Source organism: Candidatus Binatia bacterium, assembly GCA_029248525.1.
Lineage (GTDB): Bacteria > Desulfobacterota > Binatia > UBA12015 > UBA12015 > UBA12015.
On the sequence record JAQWJE010000039.1, the window covers coordinates 316,381 to 331,490 of the forward strand.

At 60.3% G+C, this 15,110-nt stretch carries 11 protein-coding genes; 5 read left to right on the top strand and 6 right to left on the bottom strand.

What is annotated here, in order from left to right; translation table 11 throughout:
* Position 1 precedes the first annotated feature (1 nt).
* Positions 2 to 1,333, bottom strand: a complete 1,332-nt coding sequence (locus P8K07_09655) for a nucleoside recognition domain-containing protein (protein ID MDG1958786.1) — start codon at positions 1,331 to 1,333, stop codon at positions 2 to 4.
* Between the two features lie 208 nt (positions 1,334 to 1,541).
* Between P8K07_09655 and P8K07_09660 the strand changes: the two genes are divergently transcribed.
* Positions 1,542 to 2,525 (top strand): efflux RND transporter periplasmic adaptor subunit, encoded by a 984-nt coding sequence (locus P8K07_09660; GenBank protein ID MDG1958787.1) that lies wholly within the window; start codon positions 1,542 to 1,544, stop codon positions 2,523 to 2,525.
* The gene (locus tag P8K07_09665) at positions 2,525 to 5,587 is read left to right on the top strand and encodes an efflux RND transporter permease subunit (GenBank protein MDG1958788.1); all 3,063 of its coding nucleotides are present in this window, start codon (positions 2,525 to 2,527) and stop codon (positions 5,585 to 5,587) included. Before P8K07_09660 ends, P8K07_09665 begins: the two co-directional genes overlap by 1 nt.
* A gap of 12 nt (positions 5,588 to 5,599) precedes the next feature.
* Here P8K07_09665 and tsaA read toward each other — a convergent pair whose 3' ends face one another.
* Together tsaA and P8K07_09675 are read right to left on the bottom strand one after the other, a co-directional pair.
* Positions 5,600 to 6,094, bottom strand: a complete 495-nt coding sequence (gene tsaA / locus P8K07_09670; protein ID MDG1958789.1) for a tRNA (N6-threonylcarbamoyladenosine(37)-N6)-methyltransferase TrmO — start codon at positions 6,092 to 6,094, stop codon at positions 5,600 to 5,602.
* 10 nt (positions 6,095 to 6,104) lie between these two features.
* Positions 6,105 to 7,856, bottom strand: a complete 1,752-nt coding sequence (locus P8K07_09675; protein ID MDG1958790.1) for an amidohydrolase family protein — start codon at positions 7,854 to 7,856, stop codon at positions 6,105 to 6,107.
* A gap of 103 nt (positions 7,857 to 7,959) precedes the next feature.
* On the opposite strand from P8K07_09675, the gene P8K07_09680 reads away from it, so the two are divergent.
* Positions 7,960 to 9,099, top strand: a complete 1,140-nt coding sequence (locus tag P8K07_09680) for a CaiB/BaiF CoA-transferase family protein (protein ID MDG1958791.1) — start codon at positions 7,960 to 7,962, stop codon at positions 9,097 to 9,099.
* A gap of 4 nt (positions 9,100 to 9,103) precedes the next feature.
* On the opposite strand, the gene P8K07_09685 is transcribed toward P8K07_09680, so the two are convergent.
* Positions 9,104 to 9,628 (bottom strand): GNAT family N-acetyltransferase, encoded by a 525-nt coding sequence (locus P8K07_09685; GenBank protein MDG1958792.1) that lies wholly within the window; start codon positions 9,626 to 9,628, stop codon positions 9,104 to 9,106.
* A gap of 150 nt (positions 9,629 to 9,778) precedes the next feature.
* On the opposite strand from P8K07_09685, the gene P8K07_09690 reads away from it, so the two are divergent.
* Positions 9,779 to 10,693: a GTP-binding protein gene (locus tag P8K07_09690; GenBank protein MDG1958793.1), complete on the top strand. Its 915-nt coding sequence runs from the start codon at positions 9,779 to 9,781 to the stop codon at positions 10,691 to 10,693.
* Positions 10,694 to 10,702: 9 nt separating this feature from the next.
* On the opposite strand, the gene P8K07_09695 is transcribed toward P8K07_09690, so the two are convergent.
* A complete protein-coding gene (locus tag P8K07_09695; protein MDG1958794.1) occupies positions 10,703 to 12,685 on the bottom strand; it encodes a hypothetical protein in 1,983 nt (660 codons plus the stop codon).
* Positions 12,686 to 12,768: 83 nt separating this feature from the next.
* Positions 12,769 to 13,410, bottom strand: a complete 642-nt coding sequence (locus tag P8K07_09700; GenBank protein ID MDG1958795.1) for a site-2 protease family protein — start codon at positions 13,408 to 13,410, stop codon at positions 12,769 to 12,771.
* Between the two features lie 57 nt (positions 13,411 to 13,467).
* Here P8K07_09700 and P8K07_09705 point away from each other — a divergent pair.
* Positions 13,468 to 15,110, top strand: a 1,643-nt coding sequence (locus tag P8K07_09705) for a heavy metal translocating P-type ATPase (GenBank protein MDG1958796.1), incomplete at its 3' end; no start/stop codon positions are given.

Consider the following 15,110-nt stretch of genomic DNA (forward strand, 5'->3'; position numbering starts at 1 on the left):
CTCAACCAAAAAACCAGTGGCAGGCGGCCACGGCACCGAGGAATCCCGCAAAATCACCGGCAAGGCAGCAGTAAAGAGCGTGCCGACCGTCACGCACATTTGCGGCGCCAAAATAGAGAGCCAATACGTAGAAAGTGGTCTCTGTCGAACCTTGGAGTGTGCTTGCCAGGTATCCGGTAAAGGAATCCGGTCCATAAGTCGTAAGGGTGTCGCTCATGATCGCAAACGAACCGGAGCCGGAAAGTGGCCTGAGGATCGCCATCGGCAACACCGCCGCAGGCACGCCGAGCCGGCTGGTGATCGGGTCGACCACGCCAATCACCAGATCCAGAGCGCCTGACGCTCGGAACATACCAACCGCCACCAGAATCGCGACGAGATAGGGCACAATCCGAATCGCTACCTCGAGTCCCTCCTGAGCGCCAGCCACCATCGACTCGTAAACGCGAACACGACCGCGAATTCCGACCAGCAGCAGTCCGAGTATCAGGAGCGGAAAAAGCCAGGTTTGGGTAAGGCTTTGCAACACCTCTCCTGGTGTCGCGGTCGCGGCAAGTGCGCGCGCCTCACGCCAGATACCGGCGCCGGTCGCCAACAGGGTCAGCGTAATCAGAAACCTCCGTTTACGATCGGCGGGCACCCATGGCTCTGCAGCCAAAAGAGCCTCCGCGTTCTCGAGTGAAGCGGATTCCTCCGAGGATTCTGCGGGCATCGCAGCCATACCCTCGTCCGGGACAGGCGGCTCCGAGGACCGAAACCGCGGTACGCCACGCAGTAGAAAAAAAGTTCCGACCGCGACAACGGTCGAGCAGATCGTCGCAAAAAGGGTTGGCGCCCAAATCGCCTCGGGGTGAGCCGAGCCCGCGGCGAGGCGCACACCGATGGTTCCCAAGGGAGGTAATAGCGTAATCGCGGATGTATTGATCGCGAGGAAGAGAACCATCGCATCCGTGGCCTTGCCGGGGTGGGGGTTCAGTCTCTCCATTTCCTTCATCGCCTTCAGCCCGAATGGCGTCGCAGCATTCCCGAGTCCGGCCATATTCGACGACATATTCATGACCAGAGCGCTCATGGCCGGGTGGGAGGAAGGGATCCCGGGGAAAAGCCGCCGGAGCACCGGAGCCAGCCCACGTCCAATGGCGTCTCGCAGGCCCCCGTCGAACGCCACACGCATGATCCCGAGAAGAAAAACCATGATGCCGACCAGACCAATCACCAAGGTCACTGCGCTTTGGGCGCTGGTGAAGATGGACGCTGTCACAGCCTCCATCCGACCCGTCAGCCCGCCCCACACCACAGCAATGATCACCAAACCCGACCAGATCGCGTTCACCCCCGACCCCTATCGGGTTCTTTGCATCCGAACAAACCTGCAACGTTGGCGATCTTCGATCCTTCGCCTATGCTGATGGGGCATGGTCTATTTCTCGCATCGTCTCGCATTCGCGCTTTTTCTAAGCGTCTGTTTGCCGACAATCACGGCCTGTGAGCTCGGGGGAAAAGCGGCAACCGAGGAATCACGCCCGCGGCCAGTCGAGACGATGTCCGTGATCACGCAAGACGTGGAGGTCACGGTTGACGCCGTCGGAAGTCTCATGGCCCGGCAATTTATCGATCTTCGCGCGCAGGAGCCGGGGATCGTTCGGACGCTCCGCGACCCGAATGGAGCGGAGGTTTCTCGAGGAGACCTGCTTCTCCAACTGGACACGCGACAGGCCGCAGCCCAAGTCAAACTCGCCGGTGCCAATGTCGCCGAGGCAAGGGCGTCCCTGCGAAAAAACCGGCTGGCCCATGAGCGCATTGGCGCACTGCAAGGGGAGGGCGTGGCCTCCGAGCAAAGCGGGGACGACGCTCTCGCCGGACTCGAGCAAGCCCAAGCGGCCCTCGAGGTGGCTCAGGCCCGGCTCGTCGTCGCGGAGGCCGAACTCGCAGAAACTGCGATACGGGCACCTTTCACCGGCCATCTCGGGCGCTGGGAGGTCGATGAGGGCGCTTACGTCCAGACGGGCGAAATCCTCAATCGCTTGACCGATGATCGCACGTTGGAGGTCCGGTTTGCCGTCCCGGAACGCACCGCCGCAGCGCTCGCTGTGGGTCAAGCCATTCGCTTGACCGTCAGCAGCCATCCGGAGCGTGAATTTCAGGGCCGGCTCGCATTCATCGAGCCAGAAATAGATACGCAAACACGAAGTGCTCAGGCAATCGGAACATTCGATAATCGGGACAGACTGCTGCGCTCGGGACAATTTGCACGCGTCGAGTTGGTTCTCGAGACGCGACGCGCCGGCACGCTGGTTCCCGTCACGGCCGTTCGAAAGGCCGGAGAAAAGAACTACGTATTCGTCTTCGATGATAATCGAGCGATCCCCCGCGAGGTGCTTACGGGCGTGCGTCTGGGAGAATTGCTCGAGATCCGACAGGGACTCGATGCCGGCGACGCAATCGTGCAAAATGGCCATACGACTCTTGACCTGGCGGAACCAACTCTGGTCAGGACGGTTACGGTAGAGGATACCCGCCCCTAGTGTCGCCCTGGGCCCTATCGATCCGGCGGCCGGTGTTCGCTACCGTTGTCTCTCTTGCGTTGGTGCTCTTCGGCGTGATCGGCTTCAACCGACTCTCGGTCCGGGAGCTTCCAGATATCGAATTCCCGACCGTGACCATCCAGACAGTACTGCCGGGTGCGAGCCCGGAAGTTGTCGAGAAGGAGGTAACCGAAGAGCTCGAAGCCGCTGTCTCGACGGTGTCGGGGATTCGTACCTTGACCTCCGACAGCGGGGAAGAGGTCAGCAAAGTCTCGATCGAGTTCGAACTCGATCGCCCAATTGATGCCGCAGTTCAGGACGTGCGCGATCGCGTCCGAAGCGTGATTCGCTACCTGCCCGAAGAGGCCGAAGAGCCGGTCATTCGCAAGGTCGACATGGATGCGCAAGCCATCCTATGGATCTCGCTCAATGCGGACTACGAATCACTCCGTAATCTCACCTCTTACGCGGAAAACGTGCTTCAAGAGCGCTTGCAACGGCTACCGGGGGTCGGTTCCATCTATATCGGGGGCAGCAAGCGCCTGGCGATTCGCGTCGATCTTGACGCCGATCTTCTCGCCGCGCATGGCCTCACGGTGGCGGACGTCACGTCCGCGCTGCGTTCTGAAAATGTCGAGATACCTTCCGGCCGTATCGAAGGTGCCACGCGCGAGTTTGTTGTGCAGACGGAGGGAAGTCTGACCTCGGTCGCAGCATTCAACGATCTGATTCTGCGTTCCTCTGCCGACGGCCCGATTCGTCTCGGCGAGGTGGGTCGTGCATCCGCCGGCGATGAAGGAGAACGTTCGCTGGCGAGATTTAATCTGAACCCTCATGTCTCGATCGGTATCGTCAAGCAGTCGAACGCGAACACCGTAACGGTCGCACAGGCCGCCCGCGCCGAAGTAGAAGCGATGCAGCCGTTCCTGCCGGAAGGCTACAGGCTCCAAGTCACCTACGACGGCGCAACCTTTATCGAGGAGTCGATCGGCGAAGTGCAGGGGGCCCTTGTGGTCGCGGGACTACTTGTTCTTGTCGTGATTTTCTTGTTCCTGCATTCACCTCGCAGTGCAATCATCCCGGCGCTGACCATCCCCACGTCTGTCCTCGCTACCTTCGGTGTTATTTATTTCGCAGGCTTCACACTTAACAGTCTCACTTTGCTCGCGCTGACACTGGCCATCGGTGTTGTCGTCGATGACGCGATTATCGTTCTCGAGAATGTCTATCGCTTGATGGAGAGCGGCGTCAGCCGAAGGGAAGCTGCACTCCGAGGCACCTCCGAGATTGCATTTGCGGCCATTGCCTCGACCCTGACGCTTGTGGCGGTATTTGTCCCTGTGGCCTTCATCACGGGCGTCATCGGCCGGTTCTTTTTCGAGTTCGGTGTCACCGTTGTCGTGGCAGTGGTTGTTTCTTCTCTGGTCGCGCTGACTCTTACGCCGATGCTCTGCTCCCGGTTTCTTGTCGTGCGACCGGCCAGCGGCATTCTTGCAGCGCTCGATGCGCGACTCCATAGACTCTCGCAGGCATACGCGCGCGCGCTTCGCTGGTCGTTGGGCCATCGAGGGCGTGTTGCCGGTGCGAGCGGGTTCCTGATGGTCGCGGCAGTAGGCCTCTACTTTGCTCTTGGCCAGGAATTCGTGCCACCGGAAGATCGAAGCGGATTCATGGTGATGCTCGAGACTCCGGAAGGATCCGCCCTCGACCACCACGATCGGCTTCAATACCCCATCGAGCGTATTCTCGCCGAAATGCCGGAGATGCGCGCCTCAACCGCTTTCATCGGTGCCGGGGGCGTGGGTTCGGTGAATCGTGGGATGATCTTTGCGCGCATGCACGCGCCGTCCGAAAGGAAACGGAGTCAGGATGAAATCCTGCGAGAATTTCGGCAGGCAGCGGCAGAAATTCCCGGTATTCGGGTGTTCGCCACCCCGTTCTCCGGACTTTCCACAGGCAGGCGTGGTCAGGCTCTGCAATTCGTCGTCCAAAGTGAGTCGTGGGAAGACCTGACCCGAGAAAGCGAGCTTCTCGTGGCCGAGATGGCAAGGATTCCCGGCCTCGTCGGTGTCCGCTCGGACCTTGAAACCGAAAACCCACAGATCCGGGTTCGCATTGATCGGGAAAAAGCCGCCGCTCTAGGTGTCAGCGCGGCAGAAATTGCCGATACGTTGCGCATCCTCCTGGGAGGAGCACGAACCACTCGCTTCCGTCAGGGGAACGAACGCTACGAAGTCATTGTGCGCCTCGACGCGGCTCAGAGGGCTGTGCCCACGCAGTTGCAGGAGATTCACGTGCGGGCGGCGAACGGCGCACTGATCCAGTTGGCCAGCGTCACCGAAATCCAGGAGGGGGTGGGGCCGAGCAGCATTGGTCACTTCAACCGCAGTCGGTCGGTGATTCTCTCCGCCAATCTCGATGGCATACCGCTCGGCGAAGCGATCGAAGCGGTCCAGGATCTGGCCGGGCGCATGCTCCCTGCCGGATTTGCCACGACCGTGACCGGTCAATCTCAGGAGATGGATGATGCCTTCGGGAGCTTGCGCTTTACTTTTCTGCTCGCGCTCATGGCTGTCTTTCTGGTCCTGGCAGCGCAGTTCGAGAGCTTCGTCCATCCCTTCACCATTCTATTATCGCTTCCATTGGCCATCTTCGGTGCATTTTTACTGCTCGCCTCGCTGAATATGACCCTCAACATTTACAGTTTCATCGGGATCGTGATGCTGATCGGCCTGGTCACCAAGAACTCGATCTTGTTGGTAGATTGCACAAACAACCTGCGAGCCGGCGGGCTTTCCCGACCGGAGGCTGTAATCCAGGCGGGAACCGTCCGTATGCGCCCGATCTTGATGACGGCCATTTCTACGGTAGTCGGAATCCTCCCTGTGGCGGCCGGTCTCGGTGCGGGCGCCGAAAGTCGACGCCCGCTCGGTGTGGTCGTCGCTGGCGGGATCGCCGCGTCCACACTGCTGACGCTAATTGTGGTGCCGGTCTTTTACACCCTGCTTGACGATGCACGTGTATGGCTGACGCAGCGCTGGAAGCATGAGCAGGGCTCCTGAACGAGGGCCCGACTACTTCGATCGCGGCGGTTGAAAGGGTTTCTTCAGGCGAGGCTCGATACCGGCAGCCCGGAAGGCGTCCAACCAACCGTGACCGGCTTCGGGGAAGCTGTCGACCTCCGGCAAATAAGGTTTGAGATCAAGAACAGGTGTCTCGTTCAACAGGTCGAGACCGGCCGCACGAACCACTCCCGAAGACACATCAACTGCCACCAACTCGACACAACTCAACCCGATCTGTGAGGGGCGATTCGGAGCGCGGGTGGCAAGAACACCCCGCTTGGGACCTCCGCGCGGTGGCTTCACCCGTGGAGCGAATCCGGTGCTCTGATGGAATAGAAAAATCACCCAGATTCGATTGAAGGATTCAAGATCGGCGAGAGCCGCTCGAAAGGGCTCCTCGACGAGGATCTCTCCCACGACCTCCGCCGCCGCTCTAGGCTGATGAGGCGCGTCCTGTCGTAGCGACCACGCGGTCCGCGCCTGACCGATGACCTGAATCTCCATCGATTTCTCCTCAGGGCCGAGCCTGCGGGCCCCTAAGCAGTTTTCCCGGGACCAAACCGGTGGGCTCGGCCATCTCCATGACCACGGCCCCCGAGACGATCTTCATATCATAGCCATCGGCTTTCTGGAGGAGTCGCCGAGCGTCTCCCGGCAAATCGTAAGCCATTTCAGGACGGCGCAGCGCCAGTCGATCGAAATCAATCAGATTCAAATCCGCTTTATAGCCGGGCTTGATCACGCCTCGATCATGCAGTCCATAGAACGAGGCGGTATGCTGTGTGGTCCTTTGGATCGCTGTCTCGATCGGAAGACGCGCTCCGCGCTTGCGGTCGCGGACCCAATGGGTGAGCAGAAACGTTGTCAGCGAAGCGTCACAGATCAGGCCGCAATGAGCGCCCCCATCGCCCAGGCTGATCAGCGAGCGAGGATGCTCGATCATCGCACGCTGGGGTTCGAGATCATGGTTTGAATAGTTGAACAACGGCAGCAGCAGTAGCTCGCGGGCATCGTCCTTGAGCATGAACTCATAGAGGACCTCATCGGGCCGGCGACCCTCTCGGGCAGCGATGGCCGCGATGCTCTTGCTCTCGTCCGGCTCATAGTCCGGCGGATCTCCCATCGGGAAAAGCTTTGCGTAAATCGCCTCATTACCCAGCAAAAGGTCGAATCCGTTCGGATCCGCCATGCGTTCGTCGCTGAGAACCCGGGCACGGAACTCGGGTTCGCGCATCTTCCGCGCCCGTTCGGCAAGGGGTAGATCCGCGATCTCGACAAGGGCGGGGCGGTTCATGAAGGGATTTGCGACTGTCTGGTGCCCGGCAAGAACCCCGAAAGGCCGAGCCGCGATCTGTGCGGTCACGTTCGCACCTCGAGCCGCCGACGTCTCACAACGCTCGAGGAGTTCACGCCACTGATCGGGGCGTGAATCGAATTGCAGCATCGCAAAGGAGACCGGGCAGCCAACCTCGGTCGACAGACGCTCCATCCAATCGATCTCACGGAGTGCGTCCTCGGCATCATCGCCGGTCATATCACCCGCAGAGCCGGCGCCAGCAACTTCAAAGATCCCCCGACCGACATCCTGCAGAGCGCGCGCGATCCCGAAAAGCTCGTCATCCTGGGCGAACGTCCCCGGAACAGGCTCGCCGTCTACCGCTCGATGGCCCAGAGTTCTGGAAGTCGAGAATCCGAAAGCGCCAGCCTCGAGGCCCTCGCGCACCAGAACCCGCATACGCTCGATATCGACATCCGTGGCCGCCTCGTTGCGCGCACCCCGATCGCCCATCACGTAAGCTCGCACAGCTCCGTGAGGAACGTGGGTACCCACATCCATCCCCAACGGCACCCGGTCGAGAGCGTCCAGGTATTCCGGAAACGTTTCCCAATTCCATTCGATCCCCTCGGACAATGCAGCCCCGGGGATATCCTCGACGCCTTCCATCAAGCCGATCAACCACTCACGCCGATCCGGACTCGCCGGGGCAAAACCCACTCCGCAATTCCCGAAAATCGTTGTCGTCACCCCGTGCCACCCTGATGGGAGCATATGAGGGTCCCAGGTAGCCTGGGCGTCGTAGTGAGTATGAATGTCAACAAACCCCGGAGTCAGAAGTCGCCCGCCAGCGTCAATTTCGCGCCGGGCCGGACCCTCTACCTCACCGACATGGGTGATTGCTTGCCCGGAGATCGCGACGTCGCCATGGAACTCGGGGGCACCGGTACCGTCGACAATTCTTGCGTTACGAATGACAAGATCATGCATAGGCGCAACCTGCCACGGACTTTGGCCGGACGCCAGCCGTGAATCTTCTGATATTGCAGGTTCGCTCAGAACTTGGTTCACCCAGACTCAAGGAGATTGCGACATGAGCGGACCTTTGAGCGGATTCAAGATCATCGAAATGGCCGGAATCGGCCCCGGACCTTTTTGTGGAATGATGCTGTCGGACCTCGGCGCCGAGATTCTTCGGATTGATCGGGCCGACAAGGTCCGCCCGGATGCGCAGCCCAACAAGGAATTGCTGGCGCGGGGACGAAAAAGTGTCGGCGTGAATCTCAAGACGCCCGAGGGTGTCGAGTTGGTGATGCGGCTGCTGGAAAACGCTGATGGCCTGATCGAAGGTTATCGGCCCGGTGTGATGGAAAGGCTGGGCTTGGGCCCCGAGGCTTGCCTCGCGCGTAGTCCCCGGCTGGTCTACGGACGCATGACGGGCTGGGGCCAGGATGGGCCGATGGCTCAGGCCGCCGGTCACGATATCAATTATATCGCTCTGGCCGGTGCTCTGGAACCAATCGGCCGGCGTGGTGAAGCACCTGTACCGCCACTCAATCTGGTCGGAGATTTTGGCGGCGGGGGAATGCTGCTCGCCTACGGAATGGTCTGCGGGATGCTGGAGACATCCAGATCAGGACAGGGGCAAGTCGTGGATGCGGCGATGGTCGATGGAGCCGCATCCTTGATGAGTATCATCAACGGGATGCGCCAGATCGGATTTTGGCAGGAAGAGCGAGGCACCAATCTCCTCGATACCGGCGCTTTTTACTACGATGTCTACGAGTGCAAGGATGGCAAGTATATCTCCATCGGAGCTCTCGAGCCCCAATTCTATGCAATCATGCTGGAGAAGCTGGAATTAACGGCCGATGATTTCCCCAACCAGCACGACCGAGAGCAATGGCCGGCTGCCAAGGCCAAGATCGCGGCGATCTGGAAAACTCGCACGCGGGCCGAGTGGTGCGATATCTTCGAGGGTAGCGATGCCTGCTTCGCACCCGTCCTCTCCATGTCGGAGGCTCCTGACCATCCCCATATGCAAGCGCGGAAAACCTTTGTCGAACGGGACGGCCTCATTCAAGCCGCTCCTTCGCCTCGCTTTTCGAGAACCCCTGGCGAAATTCAGGGCCCACCGGTGAACCCCGGTGAGCATACCCGCGAGGCGCTACAGGAGTGGGGGATCTCGGCCGAGGATATTCAGGATCTCGAGAGCGCCAAGGCCATCGCCTGAAATCTCAAATCAAAAGCTCGAGAAAAAAATTGCCGGGCACGTCCGCGGCGCCGGGCTCACCGCGAAAACCCCGTCGGCGGTAGAGTCGGCGGGCAGGGCCGTTATCTTCGCGAACTTCCAGAGACACTTTCACACAACCGCGCTGCTCGGCCTCACGTGCAACGCAGCGCAGCAACTCGCTCGCTACGCCTCGTTGCCGAAAGGAGCTGTCGACCCAAAGGTCGTGGATATTCACGACACCGGCGGCTGCGAACGTGGACAGACTTCGCAAGCAGATAGCCAGCCCGACATACACCTCACCCACAGACGCGAGCAGCACAAACGCACCGGCAGAAGATGCGACAAGCTCCACCGCCTGCAGGGCCGTGCCCTCGTCGGCTTGCTTCCCGGCAAGTGCCTCGGAAGTATAGGACGCCAAAAGCTGCGCGACCTCTCGGCGTTCGTCTTTCTCGGACAACCGAGCCTCGCGCACGACACAGGCCGGGCCCGGCGGAACTTTCGGAGCAAGATGTTTGAAGGTTCTTGTCATGGTCTGCCTGGCCAGAATCGGTCGGCTTCCGTTGAGCCCTCAGGGCACAGCCGGAGCCGCCGCCCACACTATTCCCCGAATCATCGGTTGCGTCGAGGGGCCGGAGGCGTTTCGTGATTTTAAAGATCCTGAGGGCTAGGGTGCATGATCGTGAGTGAGCGAATACCCGTCACTGTTTTAGGTGGTTTTCTTGGCAGCGGAAAGACAACCCTGCTCAATCGCCTGCTCCATGAGGCGCATGGCTACAAGATCGCGGTTGTCGTTAACGAGTTTGGAGAAGTCGGAATCGACGGGGCTCGTGTGTCCGGAGCCGAACGATTCGTCGAATTGGACAATGGTTGTCTCTGTTGCTCGATCAATGAAGACCTTCAGGAAACCCTGCTTGAACTTCAACAATTTGGTGGATTCGACCATCTGATCCTCGAGACCACGGGACTCGCCGACCCACTGCCGGTGGGCTGGACCCTGAGCCGCGAGCGTCTGGTCGATTATTATCGACTCGATTGTCTGATGACGGTTGTCGATGCTCTGAACCTCGAAGCTGCTCTCGCTGAAGCACCGGAGGCCGAGATGCAGATTGACCGGGCCGACCTGCTGATCCTGAATAAAATTGACCTTGTGGAAGATGCGGAAGCGCGCACGGTCGACAGAATTCGCTCCATCAACGCTCGCGCTCCGATTTTCCCGGCAGAACGCGGCAACATTCCCTTTGAGGTGTTGCTGGCGGCGTCACCTGGTGAGTCGCGCAAGCTGCCAGGCGAAGTCGTTGATCAACATCAGGCCTCTTTCGAGACCTGGACCTTCCGGACCGACCGAGTCCTCTCCGACGAGGCCCTCGAAGATTTCCTTTACGAATCTCCGCAAGGCGTCTATCGCCTCAAAGGCATCGTCCGCACGGACGGGGATTCCGATTGGACATTCTTCAGCTCTGTTGCGGGAAGGTTCGAGATGGAAGCGCATGGGGGCCCCACGCCGGAAACCGGAGCGATCGTATTTATCGGGAAATCCCTTGATCGGGTCGCCCTCGAAGCGCGTTGCGAGGGATTGATCCTCAGCGGAGGGTGAAACCGGCGATCAGCGTGCCGGCCCGCGACGTTCCGCATCGCGACGCATCAGGCGAAGAGCGTTCGTCATCTGCGCCGAGGCCTGCAATTCGATGATCTGCACACCGCCACGGTCGTAGACCAATTCCACCAAGGGTGATTCTGCAAGCTTTCGCGCGTCCACCATTCCTCGCGCCGAACGACTGAAGTAGAAATAGCGCACCCCTTGAACCACCAGTCTGTCGATCTTCTCGTTCGAGAACCCCGGAAGCCGTTGGACTGCAACGACCCGGCTGGCTCGGGTCATGAATCGGGGCGCCAAAGGGGAAAGCATCGGGCCGGTCGTCGTGCGACGATCCGTGAAATAGGGAATCCAGTAGCCCCCATCGGTTCCCACCGCGAGTTGCGGCAAGATGTTCTTCGCAGCGATTGCGAATTGGGACTGTGGTGGCGTGTGCTCGCGAATCCACTCGAATGCCTCGAGATCCCCTTCTTCAACAAGCTGGTAGGGCGCAGGAACGTCGCTGAGACGGGCCGGGATTGAGACCAACCCGAGCATGAGCATTCCGACCAGGAAGACTCTTTCGACACCCGCGCGACGTTGGGCCGGCGAGATCTCGACGACTGCGTCGAGTCCGCAACTCAGAAGAATGGCCAGTGGCAGGTAGGCGAACATCAGTACCGCGTTCAGCGGCAAAATATCGAGGATATGAATACGAAGAAGGTGTACACTTCCCAAAGCAATCAGGGCCACCATCCAGCAGCCTGTCAACCGAGCCAGGTTGCTACCCCGGATGATTGCGAGAGAGCCCAAACTCAAGGATATACCGACAAGCAGTGGGGCCCCCAACCAGGAAAACAGGGACTCTCCCATCCAGACCGAGAAGTAGGCCTCGCTGTTGACGCCGCGCAGATCACCGCCGCCGGTCCAGCCATTCCCGCCGCGCGAGAGAAACCAATGCCCCCAGACCCAATGGTAGAGGCCCAGCCCGTAGCGCGGTAATAATGCGAACCCGGCCAGAAATGCGGTGCCCAGCACAGGCTGCACGAGGGCTCGGGCACGTCCTTGCTTCCGGGCTGCGGCTGCCTCCGCGAGGAAGGTGAGTAATAAAATCGCAAAGAGGAAGATCCCGACCCGCAGGTGGACGAGAACCGTAGCGATCGCCAGCCCTGCCGATAGCGCACCCAGCGTGAGAAGCTCCCCACGTCGCCCCTTTGTCGGACCTGTGTGCAGCCGCCGGAACCAAACCCAGCAAACTCCCCACGCTATGGGCAGAAGCGCCTGTCCGCCTACCTGCGTAAAACGGCCCCACGCGAGATAAGCATTCGGCATCTGGTTGATGAGCCCTGCTGCGATCAAGCCTACCCAGGCGGCTTTGGGCGACGCATATCGATCAAGGAGGAGATAAACCCCGACTGCCGCCAATACGTTCAGGGCCTGCCCGGACCAGACCAGTCCGAGAAGCGGGGAGACGGATCCCGCCCACGAGACAAACGAGCTGATGGCATAGAGTCCGGTGTGATAGCGATCCAGCGGGATGCTCGCGAAGACCGGCATTCGGTCCGGCAGAAAACCAGATTCCACAACGTCTCGGGTCAACATCGCATGATGAAGAGAGTCGGTCAGAGGGGGAATCGGAAATTGGTTGGCCAACCATGCCCGGGTCGCCGCCACAGTCAGAATAATCCCGAGAGCAATCCATTCATCACCGACCAGCCGACGGCGACGCTCGCCGCGCCATGATCTTTCGAACAGAATCAGGAGGCTGATGCCGAGCACGCCGTAGACGAATCCGGGCCCGAGACCACCCAGAGGAACCCCCGTCGAAACGAGTCCATCCTGCATTGCGAAGAGGAGAGGTGGTAGCGCAGCCCCTATACCGGCCGCCACCAGCCAACCTTGCAACCCCTCAAAATGTCGGTCCATTCGTAATGCCAAAAAGATGGCCCTGCCGGGGATCAGCAGCATGGCGACGGCCGCAAACGCCGCTCGAATCACTTCCGAATGTTCCATGGGGGTGCCATTCCTACCACGAATCCGCGCAGCGCGGAACGGAAGCAGTCAGGGCCGGGCGACGGCCAGCGCGCTCGCGCCAATCAGCCCAAAAGGATTTGCCTCACGAAGTTCTGCACGGGCGACAAAAGAAACTGCAGCGCACCAGAGAAGATTACGAGCAACAGAATCGGCATACCCCAGCGCCGGATCTGGGACGTCATCGCGAGCCATGACGGCGGGACAACACTCTCGAGAACGCCGAAACCATCAAGGGGCGGGATCGGCAGCAAGTTGAAGACCGCCAGAATCAAATTGATCAGAACCGAGTAGACGCCAAAAAGCATCGCGAGTTCGGCGGGAGAGCCTCCTCCCACGACATTCCCCTGACTCCGCAGCACAAGAACAGCAGCGCCCATGACCGTCGCCAAAATAATATTTGATGCCGGTCCGGCTGCCGAGATCCAGAGGTTTGCCGAGCGCGGATGTCGCGTGCGACCGAGCGAAATCGGCACAGGCTTGGCCCACCCGAATACCGGGGCTCCAGCGAAAGCCAGGAGTGCCGGGAGCACGATGCTGCCCACCGGATCGATATGACGGGCCGGATTGAGGCTGATCCGCCCAAGATCTTTCGCGGTCGGATCGCCACACTGGAAGGCGACCCATCCGTGAGCCGACTCATGAACCGACACCGCGAAGATCAATGCAGCAATCTGAAGCACGACCGAAATTGTCTGAATCTCCATATCTCAAGCTCACCACTCCTCCGGGCAGCCGTCAAGGTCGGGCGCGTGACCCGGGACGTGGAACCGAGTAGTCTGGTGCGCATGGATGCTTCCGAACCCGGCACAAACCTCATCGATCCTGTCTGCGGCATGAACGTGAACGAGCCAGCCCCGGAGAGACAGGTGGAACATCGAGGGCAGATTTATCACTTTTGCAGCACGGGGTGTTGCAAGAAGTTCGCCGCCAACCCGGAAGGCTACCTATCGGGCGAAGTCGCGGATGCCGGCGATCCCGACGCTGTTTATACCTGCCCGATGCATCCCGAAATCGAACAGGTCGGACCCGGTGCGTGCCCTCTCTGCGGCATGGCGCTCGAGCCCAAGGATATTCGATTACAGAACCTCGAAGCGGACCCGGAGCTGATATCCCTCCGCCGGCGCCTGGCTTGGAGCGTGCTGCCTGCGGGGATGGTGTTCTTCCTGGCCATGGGAGAGATGATTCCCGGTAATCCTCTTACGACACTATTTTCGGACACGACTCGGGGCTGGATTCAGCTCGTTTTGACGACCCCGATCGTATTCGTTGCTGGGTCGATTTTTTTTCAGAGAGCCTGGGTCTCCCTCCGCACCGGACATCTGAATATGTTCACCTTGGTCGCGATCGGCAGCGGCTCTGCATGGGCCTTCAGCACCATCCAAATTCTGTTCCCGCACGCGCTGGGAGGATTACCTCACCAAAGCGCCGGGGGCGCGCCGGAGCTCTATTTCGAGACAGCCGCCATCATCGTCATATTGGTTCTGCTCGGCCAGGTCATCGAGTTGGGAGCGCGAGCGAAGACCGGATCGGCAGTCAAGGCATTGCTGGGGCTGGAACCGCCCACGGCACGCCGGGTGGCGCCAGACGGTGAAGAAGACGAGATCGGCGTCGACGCGGTGCAAGTCGGCGACAGGCTGCGGGTACGGCCCGGGGAGAAAATTCCTGTCGATGGGCGCGTCACGGAAGGTCAAAGCTGGGTGGACGAATCGATGCTGACCGGCGAGGCCGTTCATATCTCGAAAGATATCGGGGACCGTGTTTCGGGCGGAACGCTGAATGGAAACGGCTCGTTTCTCTTCGAGGCCGATCGAATCGGCAAGGATACGTTACTTGCTCAGATCGTAAACTTGGTCGGCGAGGCTCAGCGTTCCCGTGCGCCGATCGACCGACTGGCCGACAAGGTATCCGGCATCTTCGTCCCGGTTGTCCTGCTGATCTCGGCGATTTCCTTCGGTGTGTGGCTGGTATGGGGACCCGAGCCTCGTCTTTCCTATGCGATGATGGCGGCGGTCGCCGTCCTGATGATCGCTTGCCCTTGCGCTCTTGGGCTGGCGACGCCCATGGCCGTAATGGTGGGGATCGGGCGGGGAGCGCAAGCTGGCGTTCTCGTCAAGGACGCGGCCGCGCTCGAGACTCTGGCCGTTGTCGATACAGTCATCCTCGACAAGACCGGAACCCTGACCGAAGGGAACGCTCGGCTTGTCACCGTAGAAGGCCCAACCGAGCTTCTTTCGTTTGCCGCGAGCGTGGAGACGGCCAGCGAGCACCCCATCGCGGAGGCGATTGTGGCGGGCGCCAAAGCCAGAGATATTGCCGTACCGGCGGTCGAGGACTTCGTCTCGCGACCCGGGATTGGCGTCTTCGGCACCGTGAACTCGCGGAAAGTCGCCGTCGGAAGCGAACG